Here is a 1,170-nt window from a genome sequence, read left to right as displayed (position 1 = left end):
GGTCGGGGCCGCACCGGCGCGCGGGCCGGCGGGACGACGCGTGGCGGTGGAGCGGGGTACGCGGCGACCGGCTAGCGTCGTGGCGTGACCCACGCAGCTCCCGTGTCTCCCGTCGACCGTGCCGGCCTGCGGCAACGGGTCGACAAGGCCCTCACCGAGTTCCTGGCCGGCCAGCGGGCCCGGTTGACCGACGTCGACGACGCCCTGGTTCCGGTGGCGGAGGCGATCGAGGCGTTCGTGCTCGGCGGCGGCAAGCGGTTGCGGCCGGCCTTCGCGTACTGGGGGTTCCGGGGCGCCGGCGGGGTGGACGGCGACCAGGTGCTCACCGCCCTGGCCGCGCTGGAATTCGTGCAGGCCAGCGCCCTGATCCATGACGACCTGATGGATCGCTCCGACACCCGCCGTGGCGAGCCGGCGGTGCACCGGCGGTTCGCGGCCCGGCACCGGGCGGCCGGCTGGGGCGGAGACCCGGACGGGTTCGGCGACGCGGCGGCGATCCTGCTCGGCGATCTCTGCCTGGTCTGGTCCGACGAGTTGCTGCACTCCGCCGGGCTGGACCTGCGGGCGGTGGCCCGGGCCCGGCCGGTCTTCGACGAGATGCGCACCGAGGTCACCGTCGGGCAGTACCTCGACGTGCTGACCCAGGTCACCGGGGACACCTCGGTGGAGCGGGCCAGCAAGGTCGCCCGGTACAAGTCGGCGAAGTACACGGTCGAGCGGCCGCTGCTGCTCGGCGCCGCGCTGGCGGACGCGACGGCGGACGTGCGGACGGCCTACTCGGCGTACGGGCTGCCGCTGGGCGAGGCGTTCCAGCTCCGCGACGACGTGCTGGGGGTCTTCGGCGACCCGGCGCAGACCGGTAAGCCGGCCGGGGACGACCTGCGGGAGGGCAAGCGCACGTACCTGGTGGCGGCGGCCGTGGAGGCCACCGACGACGCTGGGCGGGAGCTTCTGCTCAGCCGGCTCGGCGACCCCGGGCTCGACGAGCAGGGGGTGACCCAGCTGCGCGAGCTGATCTCCGCGAGCGGGGCGCTGGCCCGTACCGAGCAGCGGATCGTCACGCTCACCGACGCGGCGCTGGCGGCGCTGGCCGCCGTCGACCTCGACACCGAGGCCCGCCAGGCCCTGGTCGACCTGGCGATAGCCGCCACCCGCCGCGCCGACTGACCC

1 protein-coding gene is annotated in these 1,170 nt (G+C 75.6%); it reads left to right on the top strand.

The window, feature by feature from the left end:
- Positions 1-84: 84 nt before the first annotated feature.
- The gene (locus EAD98_RS22710; protein ID WP_121656043.1) at positions 85-1,167 is read left to right on the top strand and encodes a polyprenyl synthetase family protein; all 1,083 of its coding nucleotides are present in this window, start codon (positions 85-87) and stop codon (positions 1,165-1,167) included.
- The last annotated feature ends 3 nt before the right edge of the window (positions 1,168-1,170 follow it).

It is taken from the genome of Micromonospora sp. CV4 (genome assembly GCF_003667455.1).
Taxonomy (GTDB): Bacteria; Actinomycetota; Actinomycetes; order Mycobacteriales; family Micromonosporaceae; genus Micromonospora.
Note: the sequence above shows the minus strand (reverse complement) of the source record. Positions and strands in the feature narration are given on the sequence as shown.